The organism is Burkholderia contaminans, assembly GCF_029633825.1.
In the GTDB taxonomy this organism is placed as follows: domain Bacteria; phylum Pseudomonadota; class Gammaproteobacteria; order Burkholderiales; family Burkholderiaceae; genus Burkholderia; species Burkholderia contaminans.
In genome coordinates this window covers 3,481,818-3,504,664 of sequence record NZ_CP090640.1, presented here as the reverse complement: position 1 = coordinate 3,504,664, position 22,847 = coordinate 3,481,818, and the positions used below count along the sequence as shown (strand labels likewise).

Annotated in this window: 21 protein-coding genes and 2 pseudogenes; 17 read left to right on the top strand and 6 right to left on the bottom strand. The window is 66.5% G+C overall.

The genetic code is table 11. The features are described 5' to 3' along the window. The first annotated feature begins 27 nt into the window (after positions 1–27). Genes lpxA through LXE91_RS16340 form a run of 4 tightly spaced genes read left to right on the top strand, consistent with a single transcriptional unit; the run spans position 28 to position 3,409 of the window. Positions 28–816, top strand: coding sequence for an acyl-ACP--UDP-N-acetylglucosamine O-acyltransferase (lpxA, locus tag LXE91_RS16355; RefSeq protein ID WP_039342737.1), 789 nt, complete (start codon positions 28–30; stop codon positions 814–816). A 3-nt stretch (positions 817–819) separates the two neighbouring features. Beyond that, positions 820–1,989 (top strand): lipid-A-disaccharide synthase, encoded by a 1,170-nt coding sequence (gene lpxB / locus LXE91_RS16350; protein ID WP_039342739.1) that lies wholly within the window; start codon positions 820–822, stop codon positions 1,987–1,989. Beyond that, a complete protein-coding gene (gene rnhB / locus LXE91_RS16345) occupies positions 1,986–2,630 on the top strand; it encodes a ribonuclease HII (protein WP_039342741.1) in 645 nt (214 codons plus the stop codon). The genes lpxB and rnhB overlap by 4 nt, the downstream gene beginning before the upstream one ends. Next, on the top strand, positions 2,627–3,409 hold the full coding sequence (locus tag LXE91_RS16340; RefSeq protein WP_039342745.1) for a TrmH family RNA methyltransferase: 783 nt from the start codon (positions 2,627–2,629) through the stop codon (positions 3,407–3,409). Before rnhB ends, LXE91_RS16340 begins: the two co-directional genes overlap by 4 nt. A gap of 105 nt (positions 3,410–3,514) precedes the next feature. On the opposite strand, the gene ppsR is transcribed toward LXE91_RS16340, so the two are convergent. Beyond that, positions 3,515–4,330 carry a posphoenolpyruvate synthetase regulatory kinase/phosphorylase PpsR gene (ppsR, locus tag LXE91_RS16335; protein ID WP_006483812.1) on the bottom strand — a complete coding sequence of 272 codons (816 nt, stop codon included), beginning with the start codon at positions 4,328–4,330 and terminating at the stop codon, positions 3,515–3,517. A 376-nt stretch (positions 4,331–4,706) separates the two neighbouring features. Here ppsR and ppsA point away from each other — a divergent pair, with 376 nt between their 5' ends. From ppsA to LXE91_RS16320, 3 genes and pseudogenes are all read left to right on the top strand, one after another. Further along, a complete protein-coding gene (gene ppsA / locus LXE91_RS16330) occupies positions 4,707–7,106 on the top strand; it encodes a phosphoenolpyruvate synthase (RefSeq protein WP_039342751.1) in 2,400 nt (799 codons plus the stop codon). Between the two features lie 253 nt (positions 7,107–7,359). After that, a pseudogene (locus LXE91_RS16325) lies at positions 7,360–7,793 on the top strand (NfeD family protein). A gap of 33 nt (positions 7,794–7,826) precedes the next feature. Beyond that, complete coding sequence (locus LXE91_RS16320) at positions 7,827–8,762, top strand: SPFH domain-containing protein (protein WP_039342757.1); 936 nt, start codon at positions 7,827–7,829, stop codon at positions 8,760–8,762. Positions 8,763–9,013: 251 nt separating this feature from the next. Here the strand turns inward: LXE91_RS16320 and smpB are convergent, their stop codons facing one another. After that, positions 9,014–9,460, bottom strand: coding sequence for an SsrA-binding protein SmpB (smpB, locus tag LXE91_RS16315; RefSeq protein ID WP_039342760.1), 447 nt, complete (start codon positions 9,458–9,460; stop codon positions 9,014–9,016). 98 nt (positions 9,461–9,558) lie between these two features. Here smpB and LXE91_RS16310 point away from each other — a divergent pair, with 98 nt between their 5' ends. Both LXE91_RS16310 and LXE91_RS16305 read left to right on the top strand, forming a co-directional pair. Further along, positions 9,559–9,996 (top strand): type II toxin-antitoxin system RatA family toxin, encoded by a 438-nt coding sequence (locus LXE91_RS16310; protein WP_039342762.1) that lies wholly within the window; start codon positions 9,559–9,561, stop codon positions 9,994–9,996. A 4-nt stretch (positions 9,997–10,000) separates the two neighbouring features. Continuing rightward, positions 10,001–10,324 carry an RnfH family protein gene (locus LXE91_RS16305; protein ID WP_039342764.1) on the top strand — a complete coding sequence of 108 codons (324 nt, stop codon included), beginning with the start codon at positions 10,001–10,003 and terminating at the stop codon, positions 10,322–10,324. 52 nt (positions 10,325–10,376) lie between these two features. Here LXE91_RS16305 and LXE91_RS16300 read toward each other — a convergent pair whose 3' ends face one another. From LXE91_RS16300 to LXE91_RS16290, 3 genes are all read right to left on the bottom strand, one after another. After that, positions 10,377–11,360 (bottom strand): DMT family transporter, encoded by a 984-nt coding sequence (locus LXE91_RS16300; protein ID WP_039342766.1) that lies wholly within the window; start codon positions 11,358–11,360, stop codon positions 10,377–10,379. A 136-nt stretch (positions 11,361–11,496) separates the two neighbouring features. Beyond that, the gene (locus LXE91_RS16295; RefSeq protein ID WP_039342892.1) at positions 11,497–12,183 is read right to left on the bottom strand and encodes a Vgb family protein; all 687 of its coding nucleotides are present in this window, start codon (positions 12,181–12,183) and stop codon (positions 11,497–11,499) included. A 31-nt stretch (positions 12,184–12,214) separates the two neighbouring features. Beyond that, the gene (locus LXE91_RS16290) at positions 12,215–13,435 is read right to left on the bottom strand and encodes a DNA-binding protein (protein ID WP_039342768.1); all 1,221 of its coding nucleotides are present in this window, start codon (positions 13,433–13,435) and stop codon (positions 12,215–12,217) included. Positions 13,436–13,549: 114 nt separating this feature from the next. Here LXE91_RS16290 and LXE91_RS16285 point away from each other — a divergent pair, with 114 nt between their 5' ends. From LXE91_RS16285 to guaB, 3 genes are all read left to right on the top strand, one after another. Further along, positions 13,550–14,314, top strand: coding sequence for a DUF899 domain-containing protein (locus LXE91_RS16285; RefSeq protein ID WP_039342770.1), 765 nt, complete (start codon positions 13,550–13,552; stop codon positions 14,312–14,314). Positions 14,315–14,342: 28 nt separating this feature from the next. Then, on the top strand, positions 14,343–15,149 hold the full coding sequence (locus LXE91_RS16280) for a DUF2182 domain-containing protein (protein WP_278068132.1): 807 nt from the start codon (positions 14,343–14,345) through the stop codon (positions 15,147–15,149). 277 nt (positions 15,150–15,426) lie between these two features. After that, on the top strand, positions 15,427–16,887 hold the full coding sequence (gene guaB / locus LXE91_RS16275; RefSeq protein WP_011352433.1) for an IMP dehydrogenase: 1,461 nt from the start codon (positions 15,427–15,429) through the stop codon (positions 16,885–16,887). On the opposite strand, the gene LXE91_RS16270 is transcribed toward guaB, so the two are convergent. Beyond that, complete coding sequence (locus LXE91_RS16270; protein WP_278068133.1) at positions 16,875–17,045, bottom strand: hypothetical protein; 171 nt, start codon at positions 17,043–17,045, stop codon at positions 16,875–16,877. The two genes, guaB and LXE91_RS16270, sit on opposite strands and share 13 nt — an antisense overlap. On the opposite strand from LXE91_RS16270, the pseudogene LXE91_RS16265 reads away from it, so the two are divergent. The 5 genes and pseudogenes from LXE91_RS16265 (at position 16,963) to LXE91_RS16245 (ending at position 22,719) form a co-directional block, all read left to right on the top strand. Then, positions 16,963–17,519 (top strand): annotated as a pseudogene (locus LXE91_RS16265) (hypothetical protein). The gene LXE91_RS16270 and the pseudogene LXE91_RS16265 overlap by 83 nt on opposite strands. 116 nt (positions 17,520–17,635) lie before the next feature. Continuing rightward, a complete protein-coding gene (gene guaA / locus LXE91_RS16260; protein WP_039342775.1) occupies positions 17,636–19,255 on the top strand; it encodes a glutamine-hydrolyzing GMP synthase in 1,620 nt (539 codons plus the stop codon). A gap of 301 nt (positions 19,256–19,556) precedes the next feature. After that, on the top strand, positions 19,557–20,813 hold the full coding sequence (locus LXE91_RS16255; RefSeq protein WP_046543561.1) for a tyrosine-type recombinase/integrase: 1,257 nt from the start codon (positions 19,557–19,559) through the stop codon (positions 20,811–20,813). Between the two features lie 153 nt (positions 20,814–20,966). After that, positions 20,967–21,788 carry a type IV toxin-antitoxin system AbiEi family antitoxin domain-containing protein gene (locus LXE91_RS16250; RefSeq protein ID WP_046543583.1) on the top strand — a complete coding sequence of 274 codons (822 nt, stop codon included), beginning with the start codon at positions 20,967–20,969 and terminating at the stop codon, positions 21,786–21,788. Next, positions 21,772–22,719, top strand: a complete 948-nt coding sequence (locus LXE91_RS16245; protein ID WP_046543560.1) for a nucleotidyl transferase AbiEii/AbiGii toxin family protein — start codon at positions 21,772–21,774, stop codon at positions 22,717–22,719. The genes LXE91_RS16250 and LXE91_RS16245 overlap by 17 nt, the downstream gene beginning before the upstream one ends. Positions 22,720–22,847: the final 128 nt, after the last annotated feature.

Genomic DNA, 22,847 nt, shown 5'->3' with positions numbered 1-22,847 from the left:
ACACATCACATCGAGAGGCAACGGCGCATGACCAGGATTCATCCCACCGCGATTGTCGAACCGGGCGCGCAGATCGACGAATCGGTCGAGATCGGCCCGTACGCGATCGTCGGTCCGCACGTCACGATCGGCGCGCGTACGACGATCGGCTCGCACAGCGTGATCGAAGGCCATACGACGCTCGGCGAGGACAACCGCATCGGCCATTACGCGTCGGTCGGTGGTCGTCCGCAGGACATGAAGTACAAGGACGAGCCGACGAAGCTCGTGATCGGCAGCCGCAACACGATCCGCGAATTCACGACGATCCACACGGGCACCGTGCAGGACGGCGGCGTGACGACGCTCGGTGACGACAACTGGATCATGGCCTATGTGCACATCGGTCACGACTGCACGGTCGGCAGCCACGTGATCCTGTCGAGCAACGCGCAGATGGCAGGCCACGTCGAGATCGGCGACTGGGCGATCGTCGGCGGGATGTCGGGCGTCCACCAGTTCGTGCGCATCGGCGCGCACTCGATGCTGGGCGGCGCATCGGCGCTCGTGCAGGACATTCCGCCGTTCGTGATCGCGGCAGGCAACAAGGCCGAACCGCACGGGATCAACGTCGAAGGGCTGCGCCGGCGCGGTTTCTCGCCCGACGCGATCTCCGCGCTGCGCAGCGCGTACCGCCTGCTGTACAAGAACGGCCTGTCGCTCGAGGAAGCGAAAGTGCAGTTGCGTGAGCTGGCGGCGGCGGGCGGCGACGGCGACGCACCCGTGAAGGCGCTCGTCGAGTTCATCGACGCGTCGCAACGCGGCATCATCCGCTAAGCGATGCCGCTTCCGACCACTCAGCTCCGGCTCGCGATGGTGGCCGGCGAACCGTCGGGCGACCTGCTCGGCGCGTCGCTGCTCGGCGGGCTGCGCGAGCGGCTGCCGGAATCGGCCCAGTACTACGGGATCGGCGGCCCGCGAATGATCGCACACGGCTTCGACTCGCACTGGCAGATGGACAAGCTGACCGTGCGCGGCTATGTCGAGGCGTTGGGCCAGATTCCCGAGATCCTGCGGATTCGCGGCGAGCTGAAGCGCCAGTTGCTCGCCGAGCGGCCGGACGCGTTCATCGGCGTCGATGCGCCCGATTTCAACTTCAACGTCGAACAGGCGGCGCGCGACGCGGGCATCCCGTCGATCCACTTCGTGTGCCCGTCGATCTGGGCATGGCGCGGCGGCCGGATCAAGAAGATCGCGAAGTCCGTCGATCACATGCTGTGCCTGTTTCCGTTCGAACCGGCGATTCTCGACAAGGCAGGCGTTGCGTCGACCTACGTCGGCCATCCGCTCGCCGACGAGATTCCGCTCGAGCCCGACACGCACGGCGCGCGCATCGCGCTCGGATTGCCGGCCGACGGCCCGGTGATCGCCGTGTTGCCGGGCAGCCGGCGCTCGGAAATCGCACTGATCGGCCCGACGTTCTTCGCGGCAATGGCGCTGATGCAGCAGCGCGAGCCCGGCGTACGGTTCGTGATGCCGGCGGCCACGCCCGCGCTGCGCGCGCTGCTGCAACCGCTCGTCGATGCCCATCCGCAGCTCGCGCTGACGATCACCGACGGCCGCTCGCAGGTTGCGATGACGGCTGCCGACGCGATCCTCGTGAAGAGCGGCACGGTCACGCTGGAAGCCGCGCTGCTGAAGAAGCCGATGGTGATCTCATACAAGGTGCCCTGGCTGACCGGGCAGATCATGCGGCGGCAGGGTTACCTGCCGTACGTCGGCTTGCCGAACATCCTGGCGGGGCGCTTCGTCGTGCCCGAGCTGCTGCAGCATTTCGCGACGCCCGAGGCGCTTGCCGATGCGACGCTCACGCAGCTGCGCGACGACGCGAACCGTCGCACGCTGACCGAAGTCTTTACCGAAATGCATCTTTCGCTGCGGCAGAACACGGCTGCGAAGGCGGCCGAAGCGGTCGTGCGCGTGCTCGAACAACGCAAGGGGCGCGCATGACCGCAGTACGTGCACCACGCCGCCGTGCGTCGAGCGACGTGCAGGGCGGTTTCGATTTCAGCCGTCCCGACGAGATCGTCTGCGGCGTCGACGAAGCGGGCCGCGGCCCGCTCGCGGGGCCGGTGGTGGCCGCCGCGGTGATTCTCGATCCGGCGCAGCCGATCGACGGGCTCGACGATTCGAAGGCGCTGTCCGCGAAGAAGCGCGATGCGCTGTACGAGCTGATCGTCGCGCGCTCGCTGTCGTATTGCGTTGCATCGGCGAGCGTCGACGAGATCGACACGCTGAACATCCTGCACGCGACGATGCTCGCGATGAAGCGCGCGGTCGAGGGCCTGTCGATCCTGCCGACGCTTGCGCAGATCGACGGCAACCGTTGCCCGACGCTGACGGTGCGTGCCGAGGCGATCGTCAGTGGCGATGCGCTCGTGCCGAGCATCTCGGCCGCGTCGATTCTCGCGAAGGTCTCCCGTGACCGCATGCTCGTCGACCTGCACGAGCGTTTCCCCGTGTACGGCTTCAACGTGCATGCGGGCTACGGCACCGTGAAACACCTTGCCGCCCTGCGCGAGCACGGCCCGTGCGAAGCCCATCGGCGGTCGTTCGCGCCGGTTCGTGCGGCACTCGACCTGATTCGATGAAAAGCATTACTTCCCGCGACAACCCGCTGTACAAGCGCCTGAAGGCGCTCGCGGGTTCGACGTCCCATCAGCGCCGCGGCGGCCAGGCGCTGCTCGAAGGATTCCATCTCGCGAGCGCGTACCTCGACACGGGCGCGACGCCCGAGCTGTGCGTCACGACCGAAGGCGCGCTCGGCCACGCCGAGGCCCAGGCGATCGTCGCGCGCATCGATTCACAACGGATCGTCACGCTGCCCGATGCGTTGTTCGGGCAGTTGTCGAACGTGGTCAACGGCGTCGGCTTCCTGCTGCTCGTCGACCGGCCGGCACAGCCGCTGCCCGAGCGCGTGACGCAGTCGTCGGTCGTGCTCGACGGCGTGCAGGACGCCGGCAACGTCGGCTCGATCCTGCGCAGTGCGGCGGCCGCCGGCGTGCGCCACGTGTTCTGTGCGCCGGGTACCGCGTACGCATGGTCGTCGAAGGTGCTGCGCTCGGGCATGGGCGCGCATTTCCTGCTGTCGATCCACGAAGATGTCGAAGCCGGTGCGCTCGCCGCGCGTCTCGACGTGCCGGTCGCGCTGACCGATTCGCACGGCGCGCAGGCGGTCTACGACTGTGACCTGTCGGGGCCCGTTGCATGGGTGTTCGGCAACGAGGGTGCCGGGGTATCGGCGTTCTGGCGTGACGCGGCCACGCATCGCGTGACGATCCCGCAGCCGGGCGGGATGGAGTCGCTGAACGTCGCGGCCGCGGCCGCGGTCTGCCTGTTCGAGCAGGTGCGCCAGCAGCGGCGTGGGTGACGCCGCCCCCGTGCTTGGTTCGCACCATTGAAAAAGGCCGCGTTCGACGCGGCCTTGTTGTATCCGGCGGCGGCCAGGCGGCCGCGAGCGCACCAGCGCTCAGGCTCAATACGACTGCCGGTCGAGGCGGATTTCCTGCAGGATCGTCGTCGCGATTTCCTCGATCGACTTGTGCGTCGACGACAGCCACTTGATCCCCTCGCGGCGCATCATCGCTTCGGCTTCGTTGATCTCGTAGCGGCAGTTCTCGGGCGCCGCGTACTTGCTGCCCGGCCGGCGCTCGTTGCGGATCTCGGACAGGCGCTGCGGGTCGATCGACAGCCCGAACAGCTTCTCGCTGTACGGCGACAGCGCCGACGGCAGCTTGCCGCGCTCGAAATCCTCCGGAATCAGCGGATAGTTTGCCGCCTTCACGCCGTACTGCATCGCGAGATACAGGCTCGTCGGCGTCTTGCCGCTGCGCGACACGCCGACGAGGATCACGTCGGCTTCCGACAGGTTGCGGTTCGACTGGCCGTCATCGTGTGCGAGCGAGAAGTTGATCGCCTCGATCCGGGTCTTGTATTCCTCGGTGTCCGCGTTCTGGTGGCCGCGGCCCATCGCGTGGCTCGACTTGAGCTCCAGTTCCTGCTCGAGCGGTTCGACGAAGCGCTGGAACATGTCGAGCACGAGCGCGTTCGAGCGCTTGACGATGTCGTTCGACTCGCTGTCGACGAGCGTCGTGAACACGATCGCGCGGCGGCCGTCGTGCACGGCGGCCTCGTTGATCTTCTCGACGGTCGCATAGGCCTTGTCGAGCGAATCGACGAACGGCACGCGCACGAGGCGGAATTTCTGGTCGAACTGGGAGAGGATCGAATGCGCGAAGGTTTCGGCAGTGATCCCGGTGCCGTCGGAGACGATGAATACGGTAGGCAGCATGAATCTGGGCGTCGAGCGTGAAGGGCGGTTGCGCGGGCGGCTGGAGGTTCGCCTCCAGACGCAGTGACAAGGTCGCGCCACATCCGGCAGCCGGCACGGTAGAATAGCGGCAACCTGTTGGATAAGCAATTGCGGGGGCAGGGCGCGAACGGCGCCCCGGGGTTCTCCGCTCGATTCCAAAATTCCCGGCAAGTTTGGCGATTTGTCTGAAAATATCGCCCTTCTGCCGGGATTTTTGCAAATCGGGTCGGAAGATAATCCGCCGCTGCGATTGTTTCTCCAACAGGTTGCGCAAGACGCGCCGCGCCTTTTTGCAAGCGCCCGCGTCCAAGCCCACTTGCGCAATCGAGCATTTTTTTCACACTTAGGGGCTTGTATGACTAACGCAGCAAACGTCGCAAAGGACCAGGCGTATGTAATTCCGTTCGAGCAGTTGCGGATGACCGATGTGGAGATCGTCGGCGGCAAGAATGCGTCGCTGGGCGAAATGATCAGCCAGCTTTCCGAAGCAGGCGTTCGCGTACCCACCGGTTTCGCCACGACCGCGCTCGCGTTCCGCGATTTCCTCAAGCACAACGACCTTACCGACCGCATCGCCAAGCGTCTCGAGTCGCTCGACATCGACGACGTGAAGGCGCTCGCCGAAGCCGGCGCCGAAATCCGCAAGTGGATCGTCGATGCGCCGCTGCAGGCACGTCTCGAGCAGGAAATCCGTGAGCAGTTCGACATCCTGAAGAACAGCTCGCCGGGCGAGCTGTCGTTCGCCGTGCGTTCGTCCGCTACCGCGGAAGACCTGCCCGACGCATCGTTCGCCGGCCAGCAGGAGTCGTACCTGAACGTCGTCGGTATCGAGGACGTGCTCGACCGCATGAAGCACGTGTTCGCGTCGCTGTACAACGACCGCGCGATCTCGTATCGCGTGCACAAGGGCTTCACGCACGCGGAAGTCGCCCTGTCGGCCGGCGTGCAGCGCATGGTCCGCTCGGACGTCGGCGCGGCCGGCGTGATGTTCACGATCGACACCGAATCGGGCTTCAAGGACGCCGTGTTCATCACGTCGAGCTACGGCCTGGGCGAAACCGTCGTGCAGGGCGCAGTGAACCCGGACGAGTTCTACGTGTTCAAGACGACGCTCGCCCAGGACAAGTACCCGATCATCCGCCGCTCGATCGGCTCGAAGCTGATCAAGATGGAATTCACGCAGCCGGGCGAGCCGGGCCGCGTGAAGACGGTCGACGTGCCGCACGAGCAGCGCAACCGCTACTCGATCACCGACGAGGACGTGATCGAGCTGGCGAAGTACGCGGTCATCATCGAGAAGCACTACCAGCGTCCGATGGACATCGAGTGGGGCAAGGACGGCCGCGACGGCAAGATCTTCATCCTGCAGGCACGCCCGGAAACCGTGAAGAGCCAGGCGAGCGGCAAGGCCGAGCAGCGCTTCAAGCTGAAGGGCCAGTCGCAGGTGCTGGCAACGGGCCGTGCGATCGGCCAGAAGATCGGTGCGGGCCCCGTGCGCGTGATCCAGGATCCGTCGGAAATGGAACGCGTGCAGCCGGGCGACGTGCTGGTGGCCGACATGACCGACCCGAACTGGGAGCCGGTGATGAAGCGTGCAGCCGCGATCGTCACGAACCGTGGCGGCCGGACCTGCCACGCGGCGATTATCGCGCGTGAACTCGGCGTGCCGGCAGTCGTCGGCTGCGGCGACGCGACCGACATCCTGAAGGACGGCGCGCTCGTCACCGTGTCGTGCGCGGAAGGCGACGAAGGCAAGATCTACGACGGCCTGCTCGAGACGGAAGTCACGGAAGTGCAGCGCGGCGAACTGCCGGAAATCCCGGTCAAGATCATGATGAACGTCGGCAACCCGCAGCTCGCGTTCGACTTCTCGCAACTGCCGAACGGCGGCGTGGGTCTCGCGCGTCTCGAGTTCATCATCAACAACAACATCGGCGTTCACCCGAAGGCGATCCTCGAGTACCCGAACATCGACCAGGATCTGAAGAAGGCCGTCGAGAGCGTCGCGCGCGGTCACGCATCGCCGCGTCAGTTCTACGTCGACAAGCTGACGGAAGGTGTCGCGACGATCGCGGCGGCGTTCTATCCGAAGCCCGTGATCGTGCGTCTGTCCGACTTCAAGTCGAACGAGTACAAGAAGCTGATCGGCGGTTCGCGTTACGAGCCGGACGAGGAAAACCCGATGCTGGGCTTCCGCGGCGCGTCGCGTTACATCGCTGAAGACTTCGCGCAGGCGTTCGAGATGGAGTGCCGTGCACTGAAGCGCGTGCGCGACGAGATGGGCCTGACCAACGTCGAGATCATGGTGCCGTTCGTGCGGACCGTGAAGCAGGCGGAGCGTGTCGTCGGCCTGCTCGAGAAGTTCGGCCTGAAGCGCGGCGAAAACGGCCTGCGCCTCGTGATGATGTGCGAAGTCCCGACCAACGCGATCCTCGCCGAAGATTTCCTGCAGTTCTTCGACGGTTTCTCGATCGGCTCGAACGACCTCACGCAGCTCACGCTCGGCCTCGACCGCGATTCGGGCATGGAATTGCTGGCTGTCGACTTCGACGAACGCGACCCGGCCGTCAAGTTCCTGCTGAAGCGCGCGATCGATACCTGCCGCAAGATGGGCAAGTACGTCGGCATCTGCGGCCAGGGCCCGTCCGATCATCCGGACTTCGCGCAATGGCTGACGGACGAAGGCATCGTGTCGATCTCGCTGAACCCCGACACGATCATCGATACGTGGCAGGCGCTCGCCAACCGGAAGTAACGGTCGGTAACTTGCCATCGACGAAGGAGCGGCGCTGCTGCTCCTTCAGTGAAGGCAAATTGCAAGGTTCATGCTATAAACACCCCGGTAGATACCGGGGTGTTTTTGTTTGTCGGTACGAACCGGGCTGCCCCAGGCGTGCCGGCCGCTCTCTCGGGCGCCACGAACAAATCGATCCGGAACAGCGCTTCAGCGCGTATTCTGGTTCCATGCCACGCAAGTGAACGTGGGAGATGTTTTTCTGGAGACCGCAATGATGTCGGGGCATCTGTTCTGGTGGGTCGCGGTGGGCGTGCTGGTCGTGGCCGAGTTGCTGACGGGCACGTTCTACCTGCTGATGATCGCGCTCGGCTTTCTCGCGGGCGGGCTGCTGCAGCTGGCCGGTTTCGCGCCGCACGTGCAGTTCGGTGCGGCGGGGTGGTCGCGATCGTCGCGATGATCGTGTTGCGGCGTTCGGGGCTCGGCCGCAAGCAGAAGCGCGACACGTCGACGAATCCCGACGTCAATCTCGATATCGGCGCGACCGTTACGGTCGACGCGTGGCGTGACGGCCGCGCGCGCGTGCAGTACCGCGGCGCCGACTGGGACGTCGAGCTCGAGAACGGCGAGCGCGACGATGCGCACGTGTACCAGGTAAGTGCCGTGCGCGGCAATTGTCTCGTGGTCGTGGCGAAACCCGCGGGCTGATCGCCCGCCGATACAACAAGGAGGGAATATTTCATGGATTCGCTGATCATCTGGGTGGTCCTGCTCGTCATCGCGATCGTGATCGTGTCGAAGACGGTGAAGATCGTGCCGCAGCAGCATGCGTGGGTGCTCGAGCGCTTCGGGCGCTATCACGCGACGCTGTCGCCCGGTCTCAATATCGTGCTGCCGTTCGTCGATCGCATCGCCTACCGGCACGTGTTGAAGGAAATCCCGCTCGACGTGCCGAGCCAGGTCTGTATCACGCGCGACAACACGCAGCTGCAGGTCGACGGCGTGCTGTACTTCCAGGTGACCGATCCGATGAAGGCGTCGTACGGGTCGAGCAACTTCGTGCTCGCGATCACGCAGCTCGCGCAAACGACGTTGCGCTCGGTGGTCGGCAAGCTCGAACTCGACAAGACGTTCGAGGAGCGCGACTTCATCAACCACAACATCGTGTCGGCACTCGATCAGGCCGCGGCGAACTGGGGCGTGAAGGTTCTGCGCTACGAGATCAAGGACCTGACGCCGCCGAAGGAAATCCTGCACGCGATGCAGGCGCAGATCACCGCGGAGCGCGAAAAGCGTGCGCTGATTGCCGCTTCCGAAGGCCGCAAGCAGGAGCAGATCAATCTCGCGTCGGGTGCGCGCGAAGCAGCGATCCAGAAATCCGAAGGCGAGCGGCAGGCCGCGATCAACCAGGCGCAGGGCGAGGCCGCCGCGATTCTGGCGGTGGCTGAAGCGAACGCGCAAGCGATCCAGAAGATTGCGAACGCGATGCAATCGCAGGGCGGGATGGACGCGGTGAACCTGAAGGTCGCCGAGCAGTATGTCAGCGCGTTCTCGAATCTCGCGAAGCAGGGCAACACGCTGATCGTGCCGGCGAATCTGTCGGATCTCGGCACGGCGATCTCGTCGGCGCTGACGATCGTCAAGAGCGCGGGGGCCGCCTCGGGCGGGAAGGCGTGAGTCCGGGTTTGCGCGGTTCGCTTGCGGCCGCCGTGTGCGCTCCGTGTGCGCTCCGTGTGCGGCGAATCGTCGCGCAGCCGGGGTGTGGATGACGCTCGTGCGGCTCCATAGCCGGACCCTTGCTTCGGCCGAAACGGGCGGCGTGGCGCGCCGCGTGTCGCCCTTGTAGCCGGCACGCCCGATTCCCCGAGCCCAAAGCAACACGGCCCGCTTCGAGCGGGCCGTGTCGTTTGTGATGCGTATCGCGCAGGTCAGGTGCCGGCGCGCATGATGCGTGCCTTTTCGCGTTCCCAGTCGCGCTTCTTCTCGGTTTCGCGCTTGTCGTGCAGCTTCTTGCCCTTCGCGAGCGCGATGTCGCACTTCACGCGGCCGCCCTTGTAGTGGAAGTTCAGCGGCACGAGCGTGTAGCCGCGCTGCTCGACCTTGCCGATCAGTTTCTTGATTTCCTCGCGGTGCAGCAGCAGCTTGCGCGTGCGAACCGGGTCGGGCGTGATGTGGGTCGAAGCCTCGGGCAGCGGGCTGATATGGGTACCGATCAGGAAGATCTCGGCGTGCTTGATCACGACGTAACCTTCCCTGATCTGGCCGCGCCCGGCGCGCAGCGCCTTGACTTCCCAGCCCTCCAGCACGAGCCCCGCCTCGTAGCGTTCCTCGATGTGATAATCGAAGTGCGCTTTCCTGTTGTCGATGATGCTCATGAAAGGATCGGGCCAACTCGTTTAAAATCACGATTTTAGCAAAGCGGGGCGGGAATCGCCCGGCTTGCGTTCTCACTTTGAGCGATGCCGCGCGATTTATGGCAGATGTCCAGAAAACCGTATTGATCCGTCATTCGGCGGAACAGATGTTCGACCTTGTCACCGACGTGGCCGACTACCCCAATTTCCTGCCCTGGTGCGGCGGCGTCGAGGTTCGCCGTCAGGACGAGAGCGGGATGGAAGCGCGCATCGACATCAACTTCAAGGGCATCAAGCAGCATTTCGCGACGCGCAACACGCAGCAGCGCCCGACGCGGATCGACATGGAGTTCACCGACGGCCCGTTCAGGAAGTTCACGGGCTCGTGGCGCTTCACGGCACTGCGCGCCGATGCCTGCAAGATCGAATTCGCGCTGCACTACGAGTTCTCGAGCATCCTGCTCGAGAAGATCATCGGGCCCGTGTTCAGCCACATCGCCAACACGTTCGTCGATTCGTTCGTGAAGCGTGCCGACCAGCGCTACGGGAAGGGGTGACGCGATGCTGTCGATCGAAGTCTGCTACGCGCTGCCGGATCGCCAGACGCTGATTCCTCTGTCGCTGCCCGAAGGGGCGACCGTTCGTTCGGCGATCGATGCGAGCGGCGTGCTCGCGCTGCACCCGGAAATCGATCTCGCGAACGCGAAGACGGGCGTGTACGGCAAGCTTGCGCCGCTCGACGCGCCGCTCGCCGACCACGACCGCGTCGAGATCTACCGTCCGTTGATCGTCGATCCGAAGCTCGCGCGCCAGCGGCGCGTCGACAAGTCGCGCCGCGACGGCTCCATCGAGGGCCGCAAGTGGATGCACAAGGACGCGCGCTGACGCGCCGTTCCGCGGCTTTCGTCCCGATTCGTTCGATCGAACGCCGCGGCGCTCAGTGGGCCGCAGCGTTCGCGTTCGCCGGCGTGCGTCCCGACGTATCGCCGCCGGCGGGCGTGTCGCCGTGCTGCCGCACCGATCCGTAGACACCCGCGAGCAGCAGCACCAGCGCGGCGATCTCGAGTGCATGCGGCATCCGCTGGTCGTACACGAACGCGTAAAGCATCGCGAACACGGTTTCGAACACGATCAGCTGGCCCGACAGCGTGAGCGGCAGCCGCTTCGACGCGGCATTCCACAGCCCGTTGCCGAGCCACGATGCGCCGATCGCGAGTACGAGGTTCAGCAGCCAGAACAGCTGCCAGCGCGATGCAGGCACCGCCGCCTGCACGGAGCCGGCCGGCAGTGCGACGATCGCGATCCAGACGAGCCCGCCGATCAGGCCCGTCACGACACCCCACAGCACCGACCACTCGTTGCCGCCGAAATGATGATGGCGTTGCAGATAGCGTGCGTTCGCGACCGCATACCAGGTCCAGCTCGCGAGCGCGCCGGCCGCGCAGGCGATGCCGGCGAGCTTCTGGCCGAGCGTCGTCGCATGTGCGGCCTCGGACGTGAACAGGTCGACGTTGATGCAGACGATGCCCGCGATCACCAGCGCGAGCGGGGCCGCGAGCCGCCGCAACGGCACGGCGCCGTGGTCGCCGAGGCCCGCGAGCGTGACCGTGACGGGCAGCACGCCGACGATCAGCGAACTGGGCGCGATGCCGATCAGGTGCACGGCGCCGGACAGCAGCATGTAGTACGCGACGTTGCCGACGACGGCGAGCCTGACCAGCGCGACGAGATCCTCACGGGTCAGCCGCGCGAGCAGCGAGCGGGCGGCCGGCAGCGCGGCCGCCAACGACACGAGGCCGTACATCGCGTAGCGGCCGGCGCTCAGCAGCAGCGGCGAGAAGTCGGTCAGCAGCCGCGGAACGAGAAACACCATGCCCCACAGGGCACCTGCCAGGACACCATAGACCACACCGCGTTGCATCGACCGCTCCGAACACATGACTGACGAGCGCGCATCTTAGCGACGCGGCCGCGACGTCGTCTTGTTCATTCCTGCACTCGGCGCAGGGCGGCGCGCAGGCGCGCTGCGCCCGGGAGCGATCACCGCAGGCTGCGGATCATTCGTCGGCCGAATCGGGCGACGCGCCCGCGTTGTTGCCCGACACCCCGGCCCGCGCGGGCCGGCGCACGGCGCGCAACGTGCCGCTGTTGCCGCCGCCGCAGTAGAAGCGGTCGTGGCCGTCGGATTCGAGCCCCGATACGCCGACGCCTGCTGGCATGTCGATCTGCTCGAGCACCTGGCCGGTGCGCGGATCGATGTGCCGCAGGTCGGCCTGGTCGGCTTCCCAGGTGCCGTGCCACAGCTCGCCGTCGACCCACGTCACGCCGGTGACGAAGCGGTTCGATTCGATCGTGCGCAGCACGGCGCCCGTTTGCGGATCCACCTGATGAATCTTGCGTTCGCGGTACTGGCCGACCCACAGCGCGCCTTCGGCCCAAGCCAGCCCGGAATCGCCGCCGTTGCCGGGGGCGGGGATCGTCGCGAGTACGCGGCCCGATTCGGGATCGATCTTCTCGATGCGGTCCTCGACGATCTGGTACAGGTGGCGGCCGTCGAACGCCGTGCCCGCATGCGCGGCGACGTCGAGCGAGCGGACGGTCGTGCCGCGTTCCGGGTCGAGCGCATTCAGCTTGTCGCCGGACGCGTACCACACGTACTGCCCGTCGTACGTGACGCCGTGTACGCCGTCGACGCCCGGAAACGGGCCGTATTCGCGAAGGATGTCTGCACGGGAGCGCTTCATGTTCGTCACCTCGTCGTTCGTTGAGGTCATCCTAATCGCCCGGCAGCGGGGCAGGGAGTAACAAGGTCGTCGCGAAACCGGGCAGCGGCGGCGTCATCCAGCGGCGCGCGCGGCCGCGCCCCAGCGCCTGGACTTTGCCCGCTTCAGCGAGTGCGTCGAGCGCGCGCTGTACGGTGCGCTGGCTCGCGCCGAGGGCCAGCGCCAGCGCGGAGCTCGACCACGCTTCGCCATCGGCGAGGAGCGCGAGCACGGCTGCGTGGCGATCGTCGACCGGGCGCGCCAGCACGACGGTCTCACGCATGCCGAGTGGTTCGAGCGCAAAGCCGCGTGGCGTGGCGACGACGTTCGCGAGCGGGCGCAGCACCGCGCGCAGCCGGCCGATCTCGACGCGCAGGCGTGCGCGATGCGATTCGTCCGCGTGTTTCGCGCGGAACGCGACGGCGACGAGCGCGTTGCGTGACACGTCCACCGGCCATGCCTCGCCCAGCGCGCGGGCGAGCACGAACAGCACGGGCCGCCGCGCAAGCGACACGGTCGTGCGCGCGTCGCGCACCGCGTGGCGGCACGCATCGACGACGAGTGCATTCGACGCGAACAGTGTTTCGACTTCGTCGAGCGACACGAGCCGTGATGTACCGCGCGCGATGAGGCGCGCGGCCGGTGCGTCGAGCACGCGTGCGGCGGTGTCGACCTCGGCCGTCAGCGCGGCGATGCCGGCGTCGAGGGCCGCTGCGCGTGCTCGGGCGAGCGCAGCGCGGGCCGCGTGCGTGCGGATGCGGCGCATCGCGATGCCGGCCGCGATCAGCTCATGGGCAGCGCGCGATGCGGCCGGCAGCGGCGCGGGATCGAGATTCGCGAGCATCCGTTCGGCATCGTCGAGCCGGCCGATCAGCAGCAGCCGGCGTACGCCGAGATAGCGCGCATGCGCGGCATTGGCGCGGTCGCCGTGCGCGTCGAGCGTCGCGCACGCGGCATCGAGCGCGCGCGTCGGCCAGCGCAGGTCGCGCGACGCGAGCGCAATCTCCGCTTCCGCGACGACGCAGCGCGCACGCGCCACGGCCTCCTTCGCGCCGAACGCACGGGCGGCACCGCGCACGAGTGCGCGAGCACGTTCGAAATCGCCGAGCTGCGCCATCGCGATCCCGCGCAGCGCGAGCGCCGGCGCATCGTCGCGCAGCGCGATACGGTTCAGCGCGCCGAGCGCGTCACCGGCCGCGAGCGCGCGCGCGGCCGCCGTGATCAGCGAATCCATCCGAATCCCGACACACTTGTCACTCCCTCCGGTCCGATGCCCGCCACTAATCTAGCACCACGCACACGGCGCCGGATGCCGTGCCCGGATACCCAACGGAAGGAGGAACCCGCCATGACGGCCCATCTCACCGGAACGCGCGACGAATGGCTGGCCGAGCGGCGCGCGCTGCTCGACGCGGAAAAGGCGCTGACGCGGCAAAGCGACGAACTCGCGCGGCGGCGCCAGGCACTGCCCTGGGTGCGCGTCGACAAGACCTACCGGTTCGACACCGAAGACGGGCAGGCAACGCTCGACGACCTGTTTCGCGGCCGTTCGCAACTGCTCGTCTATCACTTCATGTTCGGCCCCGACTACAAGGCCGGCTGCCCGTCGTGCTCGTCGATCGCCGACGGTTTCGACGGGTTTGCCGTGCACCTGGCGAACCACGACGTGACGCTGGCCGCCGTGTCGCGTGCGCCGCTCGCGAAGCTGCTCGCGTACCGGCAGCGGATGGGGTGGCGCTTTCCGTGGGCATCGTCGGTCGGCAGCGATTTCAACTTCGACTTCAACGTATCGTTCACCGAAACGCAGCAGCGCGCGGGCGACGTCGAGTACAACTACGCGCGTGCCGGTCACGCGATGGACATGGATCCGCCGCCGGCACCCGTCGTGCAGTTCGCGGCGACGTGCGGCACCGACGCGCTCACGTATTCGCTCGACCGGCCGGGGATGAGCGCGTTCGTGCGCGAGGACGGCGCGGTTTATCACACGTACTCCACCTATGCGCGCGGCCTCGACGGGCTCTGGGGGATGTACCAGTGGCTCGATCGCTCGCCGCGCGGGCGCAACGAGACCGGCCCGTGGTGGCGCCGTCATGACGAATACGCACGCGGCTGAGCGCGCCGGCGACGGGTGGGGGCGGGCGATGACTCGGCCTGCGGCCGGCGCTGCGGGCCCTGACGCGCGGGCCTTCGCGGTGGCGCTCGCGGCCGTGTTCGCCGTTGCCGTTGTTGCGACCGTGGCGCAGCACGCGTCGATGGCCGCGATGGGCGGCGCACCGATGTCCGGCGGCTGGATGATGTCGGCGGCCCGGCAGCGGCCGTGCGGATGGGGCGCCGGCCGCACGTTCGCGGCGTTTGCCGGCATGTGGGGCGCGATGACGGTGACGATGATGCTGCCCGTGCTGGCGCCGGTGCTGTGGCGGTTCCGGCAGCGCGTTGGCTCGCCGCCGGCGGCGCGTTCGGTCGGGCTCGTCGTCGTCGCGGGCGCCGGGTATTTCGCCGTGTGGATGGCAGTCGGAGCGCTCGTGTTTCCGGCCGGCGCCGCGCTGACGAGCGCCGCCGCGCGGCTGCCGGCGCTCGCTCGCGCAATGCCGTTCGTGGCCGGCACGGTCGTACTGGCTGCCGGCGTCCTGCAATTCTCCAGATGGAAGGCGCGCCGGCTGACGTGCTGCCGGCGCGCGGCGACCTGCGTGCATCCGCCGCACGCGCAGGCCGGTGCGGCATGGCGGCACGGCGTGCGAGCCGCCATTCGATGCGGGGCGTGTTGCGGGAACCTGATGGCGGTCGCGCTGGCGGCCGGCATGATGGATCTGCGCGTGATGGCGGTCGTGACGGTTGCGATCGCCGCCGAGCGCCTCGTGCCGGCCGGCGGGCGGGTTGCGCGGATCGTCGGCTGCGTCGCGGTCGGCGGCGGCGTGGTGATGATCGTCCGCGCGGCCGGGCTGCCGTGAGGCGGCGCGGTAGGCCCGTTCGGCCCGTTGCCGGGCCGCGCTTCACCGTCGCCGCTACCGCCGCGTGGCCCGTCCGCAACAGGCGGAAGGGCCGTTTCGCGGCCGGCTGCGCGAATGGCTCGATGCGGCGGTGAAACGAAAGGCGATCGAAAACGAACCGAACGGCGATCCGAACGATTCGGCCCCCGAACGGCCGAAACCGGCTAAGCCGTTGTTCGTGTTGTGAAAATTCACGGCGCTTCGCGTATAATTCGCTTTTGCGCCCATAGGATTTGCCATGCGTCTGATCCAAAAAGCACTCACTTTCGATGACGTGCTCCTCGTTCCCGCCTTCTCCGACGTTCTCCCGCGCGACACCAGCCTCAAGACCAAGCTGACCCGCAACATCTCCCTGAACATGCCGCTCGTGTCCGCCGCGATGGACACGGTCACCGAAGGTCGCCTTGCGATCGCGATGGCACAGCAGGGTGGCGTCGGTATCGTCCACAAGAACCTCACGCCGGCCGAGCAGGCCCGCGAGGTCGCGAAGGTCAAGCGTTTCGAATCGGGCGTCGTCCGTGATCCGATCACGGTGCCGCCGCAAATGAAGGTGCGCGACGTGATCGCGCTGTCGCGCCAGCATGGCATCTCGGGCTTCCCGGTCGTCGAAGGCCCGCAGCTCGTCGGCATCGTCACGAACCGCGACCTGCGTTTCGAAACCCGCCTCGATGAACCGGTCAAGTCGATCATGACGCCGCGCGAGCGCCTCGTCACGGTCAAGGAAGGCACGCCGCTCGCCGAAGCGAAGGCGCTGATGCACAGCCACCGCCTCGAGCGCGTGCTGGTCGTCAACGACGCGTTCGAACTGCGCGGCCTGATGACCGTCAAGGACATCACGAAGCAGACCGAGCACCCGGACGCGTGCAAGGACGAACACGGCAAGCTGCGCGCAGGCGCGGCGGTCGGCGTCGGTCCCGACAACGAAGAGCGTGTCGAGCTGCTGGTGCAGGCCGGCGTCGACGTGATCGTCGTCGATACCGCGCACGGCCACAGCAAGGGCGTGCTCGAGCGCGTGCGCTGGGTCAAGCAGAACTTCCCGCACGTCGAAGTGATCGGCGGCAACATCGCGACGGCCGCCGCCGCGAAGGCGCTCGTCGAATACGGCGCGGATGCGGTCAAGGTCGGTATCGGCCCGGGCTCGATCTGCACGACGCGGATCGTCGCCGGTGTCGGCGTGCCGCAGATCAGCGCGATCGCGAACGTCGCGGAAGCGCTGAAGGGCACAGGCGTGCCGTGCATCGCCGACGGCGGCGTGCGCTTCTCGGGCGACGTGTCGAAGGCCCTCGCGGCCGGCGCGAACGCGGTGATGATGGGCAGCATGTTCGCGGGCACCGAAGAGGCGCCGGGCGACGTGTTCCTGTACCAGGGCCGCCAGTACAAGTCGTATCGCGGCATGGGTTCCGTCGGTGCGATGAAGGACGGCGCGGCAGACCGCTACTTCCAGGACAACTCGGCGAACATCGACAAGCTCGTGCCGGAAGGCATCGAAGGCCGTGTCGCGTACAAGGGCTCGGTCAACGCGATCCTGTTCCAGCTGGTCGGCGGCGTGCGCGCGAGCATGGGCTACTGCGGCTGCAAGACGATCGACGAGTTGCACGACAAGGCCGAATTCGTCCAGATCACCGCGGCGGGCATGCGCGAGTCGCACGTGCACGACGTGCAGATCACGAAGGAAGCGCCGAACTATCACGTGGACTGATCGCCGATGAAACCGCTGCTGCGAGCCGTGCTGGTCATCGATGCCGTACTGCTGCTGGCGTTCGGCGTGCTGTTCGTGCTGACGCCCTGGCAGTCGCTCTTCAACGCGCTGCAGCTTGCGAACGTCCAGCCGGCGATGCTCGGCCAGGCGTTCGGCATCGCGTTGCTCGGGCTCGCGTGGCTCGCGTTTCATGCAGCGTTCAACGGGGATCTCACGGCGCCGGTCGCGCGTTCGGTCGGCCATGTGTATTGGCTGACCGGCGCGCTGACGATCGTCTGGTCGATCGGCACCGGCAGCGGTCCCGCGCTCGCGGCCGCCGGCCGCGTGCTGTCGGCCGTGGCCGGCGTCGCGCTGATCGTGCTCGGCCTCGGCGGCGTGCGACTCGCATCGGCGGTGCGCCGGCGCGAAAAGTGCAGGCGCTCGAGGCGCGGGAGCAGGCGCTCGAGGCGCGCGCGCCTGCGCAGCGTCCGGCCGAGCCGGCGATGGCGCCCGCGTCGTCGGCCGCCCCGCAACGTGTCGAACCCGTCGTCAGCCGTCCCGCGGCATCTGCCGCACCGTCACCGGCTTCATCCGGCTCCAGTCAATCGTCAGGCGGCGTCGCACTCGACGAGCGCCCGCCGATGCAGGATTGACCGGCCATGCGTCGAGCGTGCTGCCTTCCGCCCGACGCCGCTGTCCATGCTATTGACGCAGCGCATGATGAAAATGATGCGCTGCTTTTCTTATTCTCTTCATCCCGTCCGCAGCCATGCACGACAAAATCCTGATTCTCGACTTCGGTTCGCAAGTCACCCAACTGATTGCGCGACGCGTGCGCGAAGCGCACGTCTACTGCGAAATCCATCCGAACGATGTGTCCGACGACTTCGTCCGCGAGTTCGCGCCGAAGGCGGTGATCCTGTCGGGCAGCCACGCGAGCACGTACGAAGACCATCAGCTGCGCGCGCCGCAGGCCGTGTGGGATCTCGGCGTGCCGGTGCTCGGCATTTGCTACGGCATGCAGACGATGGCCGTGCAGCTCGGCGGCAAGGTCGAGTGGAGCGACCACCGCGAATTCGGTTACGCGGAAATGCGCGCCCACGGCCATACGCGCCTGCTCGACGGCATCGAGGACTTCAAGACGGACGAAGGCCACGGGATGCTGAAGGTCTGGATGAGCCACGGCGACAAGGTTGCCGAGCTGCCGCCGGGCTTCGCGCTGATGGCGTCGACGCCGAGCTGCCCGATCGCCGGCATGGCCGACGAGGCGCGCGGCTACTACGCGGTGCAGTTCCATCCGGAAGTCACGCACACGGTGAAGGGCCGCCAGATCATCGAGCGCTTCGTGCTGCAGATCGCCGGCGCGAAGCCCGACTGGATCATGAAGAACCACATCGAGGAAGCCGTCGCGAAGATCCGCGAGCAGGTCGGTGACGAGGAAGTGATTCTCGGCCTGTCGGGTGGTGTCGATTCGAGCGTCGCGGCTGCGCTGATCCATCGCGCGATCGGCGACCAGCTCACCTGTGTGTTCGTCGACCACGGCCTGCTGCGCCTGAACGAAGGCAAGATGGTGCTCGACATGTTCGAGGGCCGCCTGCATGCGAAGGTCGTGCACGTCGACGCGTCCGACCAGTTCCTCGGCCACCTGGCCGGCGTGACCGATCCGGAAGCGAAGCGCAAGATCATCGGCCGCGAATTCGTCGAGGTATTCCAGGCCGAGGCGAAGAAGCTGTCGAAGGCGAAGTGGCTCGCGCAGGGCACGATCTATCCGGACGTGGTGGAATCGGGCGGTACGAAGACGAAGAAGGCGACGACGATCAAGAGCCACCACAACGTCGGCGGCCTGCCGGAAACGCTCGGTCTCAAGCTGCTCGAACCGCTGCGCGACCTGTTCAAGGACGAAGTGCGCGAGCTGGGCGTCGCGCTCGGTCTGCCGCCGGAGATGGTGTACCGCCATCCGTTCCCGGGCCCGGGCCTCGGCGTGCGGATTCTCGGCGAAGTGAAGCGCGAGTTCGCGGACCTGCTGCGCCGCGCGGACGCGATCTTCATCGAGGAGCTGCGCAACACGACCGCGACCGCGCAGGATGCGGCCGCCGGCCTGTGCGGCGAAGCCGATGTCGGCAAGAGCTGGTACGACCTGACGAGCCAGGCGTTCGCGGTGTTCCTGCCGGTGAAGTCGGTGGGCGTGATGGGCGATGGCCGCACGTACGACTACGTGACGTCGCTGCGCGCCGTGCAGACGACCGATTTCATGACCGCACACTGGGCGCACCTGCCGTACGCGCTGCTCGGCCGCGCGTCGAACCGGATCATCAACGAGGTGCGCGGGATCAACCGTGTGGTGTACGACATCTCGGGCAAGCCGCCGGCGACGATCGAGTGGGAGTGAATTGACGTCCTTCGGGGACTATCGCCAGTTATCGAAAAATCGCTGTAAGTCGTTGATTCATAAGAATTTACGTCTCGGCGGCTATCGGTGGCTATCGCCGGCCAGCAAAATGGGTTGACGGTAGAGCTGACGGTAAGAACCGGAGGTCGGATTAAGACCCTCCCGTTTACTATTGAGACCAAATCGGTCTTTGACGGTAAAAGGCTCCCCTGGAAAGCTTGTTTCATGCGGCTTTCCGGGCATCAGCAGGTCTCCTGACCCCTGACGGTAAAAGCCGTCACGAAACAGGAGGAAAACCTCGATGCTTACCGACACAGCACTGCGCAATCTGAAGCCTAAGTCGTTGACTTATAAGGCTTCTGACCGGGATGGGATGTACGTGACGGTATCGACCGCCGGTACCGTCACCTTCCGCTACGATTACCGTCTCAACGGGCGCCGTGAGACCCTGACCATCGGCCGCTATGGACCCGGTGGCATTTCGCTGGGGCTGGCCCGCGAAAAGCTGCTCGACGCCAAGAAGGCCGTCGCTGCCGGCCGTTCCCCTGCACTGGAAAAGCAGCGCGAGAAGCGCCGGCTGACCGCGGCCAAGAACTTCGGCGACGTCGCCCTCAAGTGGCTAGCGGAGGCCCGGATGGCCGAGAGCACGCGTGCGATGCGCAAGCATGTCGTCGACCGCGACATCCTGCCGGTGTTCCAGAACCGGCTGCTCAACGAAATCACCGCTGATGACCTGCGGGCCTTGTGCAACAAGGTGAAGGCGCGCGGGGCGCCTGCCACGGCAGTGCATGTCCGCGACATCGTGAAGCAGGTCTATGCCTTCGCCATCCTGCATGGTGAGAAGGTGGACAACCCGGCAAATGACGTGGCGGCCGCCTCGATCGCGACCTTTGTGCCTAAAGACCGGGCGCTGTCGCCAGTCGAGATTCGGCTGGCGTTCCATCAGTTGGAGTCCATCGCGACCTACCCGACGATCCGCTTGGCCCTTCGCATGGTTCTGCTGACCCTGGTGCGCAAGAGCGAATTGATTGAGGCCACCTGGAGCGAGATCGACTTCGAGAACGCTACCTGGACGATTCCGAAGCAGCGCATGAAGGGGCGTAACCCCCACGTGGTCTACCTATCGCGGCAGGCCCTGGACATCCTGGTGGCGCTGCACACCTGCGCGGCTGGCTCGAAGTTCGTGCTGCCCTCGCGCTACGAGCCGACTCGTTGCATGTCGCATGCGACCCTGAACCGGGTGACCCAACTCATCGTGGAGCGTGCCAAGGCGGCCGGACTGCCGCTGGAGCCTTTTACTGTGCATGACCTGCGCCGCACCGGCTCGACGCTGCTCAACGAAGTGGGCTTCAACGGCGACTGGATCGAGAAGTGCCTGGCGCACGAGGAAGGGCGCTCCTCGCGCTCGGTTTACAACAAGGCCGAATACGCAGAGCAGCGACGCCACATGCTGCAGGAGTGGGCAGACATGGTCGATGCCTGGATAGACGGGCGAACCCATGTGCCGAAGCTGCTGCCGGAGAACGTATCGGTCCCGGTGCTCAGTGCGGCGTTGTGAAGGAGGCACGTGATGACCCCATCGAGACTCTCTGTCGGCGGCCAGCACAAGGTTTGCACACATGGCGAAAGGATCACTTTGGGTGATCTTTTTCAGTTCGTATCAAACTGGTCGGCCTTGGCGAGGGTTTGTAAATCTGTTATTTTGAGCACCATGGATGCTCAAAATTCAGGAAAGCTGAACCGCTTGCTGGCCGAACTGGGCGATACGCGCTTGGTGTCCAGCCGCTGGCTACGGGCGCACGGCTACTCCAACAGCCTTGTGGCGCGCTACGTGGGCAGCTGCTGGCTGGTGTCGCCGGCGCGTGGCGTCTACATGCGTAGGGGTGGGCGGCTGCAATGGGATGGAGTGGTCCGCAGCCTGCAGGTCGGGGAGGGTATACCGCTGCACGTCGGGGGACGCTTCGCACTCGGCATGCAGGGTCACGAGCACTACCTGCGCCTGGGCGATGCCGGGACGATCACGCTGTATGGGCCACAGCAGCCGCCGGGCTGGGTGGGCAAGCTTTCACTGGAGCAGCGCTTCGAGTACCAGGGCAAGGGTCCGCTCGATCTCCCGGCCGTGCCCGTTACTGCGGAAGTCTCAGAGAAGGCGTTGTCGGGAGCGGGCCTTGCTTGGCATTCAGCGGCGCCTGGGACCGATGCGGTGGTTTGCTCGACGCCCGAGCGGGCCATGCTGGAACTTTGCGACAGCGTATCGGATGCGGCAGGGGTCTACGGGGTCGATGCGCTGATGCAGGCCATGACCACCCTGCGGCCGCAGCGTGTCGGCCTGCTGCTGCGGCAATGCCGCAGCATCAAGGCCAAGCGGCTGTTCCTGGCCCTGGCCGAGCGCCATCGGCATGCGTGGCTGTCGCACGTGCCCCTAGAGGGCGTTGATCTGGGCCGTGGCAAGCGCGCGTTGGTGCCCGGCGGACGCCTGCATCCGACCTACCAGATCACCTTGCCGGGAGACCTCGATGAGCACCTGGCTTGACCACTGGGACCGGCGCTACACGGACCGCGTGCGGCTGCTGGTCGAGATCCTGCCGGTGTTGGCCTCGGAGCCGGGCTTTGCACTCAAGGGCGGCACGGCCATCAACCTGTTCGAGCACGATCTGCCGCGCCTGTCGGTGGACATCGATCTGGCCTGGTTGCCGGTGCACGACTATGCCGAAGATGCGAAGCTGATCGCCGAAGCGTTGGGGCGACTGGCCGATGCGCTGCGCGCCCGGCCTCTGCAATTGCAGGTGCAGACGTCGGCGGGCGAGGGCGGGGTGGTCACCCGGTTGGTGGCCAGCCGGGGCCGTGCGCGTGTGCAGATCGAAACGACACCGGTGATGCGCGGCACGGTGCATCCGGTGCGAACCATGATCGTGCGGCCACGGGTGGAAGATGCGTTCGGCTTCGCTGAGGTGCAGATACTGGACTTCGCCGACCTCTATGCCGGCAAGCTGGCGGCGGCGTTATCGCGGCAGCACCCGCGCGATCTCTTCGACGTGGGCCTGCTGCTGAAGGATGAACGCGCGGATGCCGATCTCTGGCGAACCTTTCTCGTGTACCTAACGTGCAGTCCCAAGCCGGCCTGGGAAATGCTGGCGCCGCGCGAGCTGGCGGATTTCGAGGCCACTTTCGATGCCCACTTCAAGGGGATGACGTCCGAGCCTATCGGGGTAGGGGCCTTGCTGGAGAGCCGCGAGCGCCTGTTGGCGCGTGTGGCATCGTGGCTGGACGAGCCGTCCTGCGCCTTCCTGCGGTCCGTGGAGAGCGAGCAGCCAGATTTCGGCTTGATCGGGTTCGAGCATGCAGCAGAGCTGCCGGGTGTGCGGCGCAAGCTGCATAACCTGGGGCAGCGCACGGCCGCGAAGCGGGCGACAGATCGCCAACAGCTTGAAGAGACGCTGGCGCGAGTCGTCGGTGCCAGGTGAGCAGAGAGGCCGACGGCCGAAGCTGTCGGCACGGCGTGTCCATTGGGATTCCAAGAAGCGTGAGCGCGTCCATCCTCGCCATCGAGATGATCGCTCAATCTGCTGCTGAGGCCTTGGTCGAGGCGCTC